Origin of the sequence: Psychrobacter sp. FME13, assembly GCF_014861395.1 — a bacterium.
GTDB lineage: Bacteria > Pseudomonadota > Gammaproteobacteria > Pseudomonadales > Moraxellaceae > Psychrobacter.
In genome coordinates, this window is the sequence record NZ_RRYV01000312.1 from 1 (window position 1) to 1,125 (window position 1,125).

1 protein-coding gene and 1 pseudogene are annotated in these 1,125 nt (G+C 43.6%); both read left to right on the forward strand.

Going from position 1 to position 1,125, the window contains the following annotated elements; all coding sequences use genetic code 11:
* A pseudogene (locus EI164_RS16250) lies at positions 1-89 on the forward strand (IS5/IS1182 family transposase); the annotation flags it as partial.
* A 207-nt stretch (positions 90-296) separates the two neighbouring features.
* Positions 297-1,125 (forward strand): L-lactate permease (locus tag EI164_RS16255; protein ID WP_192521009.1); only part of this gene is annotated, 829 nt, incomplete at its 3' end.

Consider the following 1,125-nt stretch of genomic DNA (forward strand, 5'->3'; position numbering starts at 1 on the left):
GCATTGCCACGCGATATGATAAGCTCAAAGATAGCTATGCAGCGGCGGTAATGCTTGCTTGTGTCTTTATCTGGTTGCCCCTGATTTGAATTCTATACACACCCTATTTTAGGGCTTTTTGAACATGGGCCATAGACTGTCGCAAGTCGTGCTCGGTTTTGTCTACAAGACGGCTTGGATAAATTAGCAGTCCCTGTTTGTGAATGTTTAATACAACTTAGTCATCATTGAGTCGTCAAAATAAAGGCTGCGATGACTTGGTTCAGGGAAGATCGCACAATCAAAAGGATGTAATTTTGAATCAAACAATATATGGGCTTTTGGCATTACTGCCAATCGTTCTCTGTGGTATTTTTCTTATAGGCTTGCAATGGTCAGCTAAAAAAACAATGCCTATCATTTTAGTTGTTACCGCTGCGCTTGCCATTTTTATATGGGATATGACGCTTAACCGAGTGTCATCATCTATTATTCAGGGTTTGGTGATAACTGTCTCGGTGTTGTGGATTGTCTTTGGTGCTATTTTTCTGTTGAATACATTAAAACATACTGGTGCAATCGCCGTTATCCGTGCTGGGTTTACCAATGTATCGCCAGATAGGCGTGTGCAAGCCATTATTATTGCATGGTGCTTTGGCTGCTTTCTTGAGGGTGCCTCAGGTTTTGGTACAGCTGCCGCTATTGCTGCGCCTTTGCTGGTGGCGATAGGATTTCCAGCGCTGGGTGCGGTGTTGATGGGAATGATGATACAAAGTACACCTGTATCATTTGGTGCGGTCGGTACGCCTATCGTTATTGGGGTAAATAATGGGTTAGATAAAGCGGCCATTAGCGCTCAACTGGCACAAGAAGGACTAGAGTGGGGCGACTTTTTACAACTGATTACCAGTCAAGTGGCTATCATGCATGGTGTCATTGGTACGTTTATGCCACTTTTTATGGTGATGATGCTCACCCGCTTTTTTGGTAAGAATAAAAGCTGGAAAGAAGGCTTCGCTATTTGGCCGTTTGCGATTTTTGCAGGCTTGGCATTTACAATCCCTTATATGATAACCGGTGTTTTTTTAGGGCCAGAGTTTCCATCACTGGTCGGTGGTTTGGTTAGTGTCGCCATCGTTGTTAATG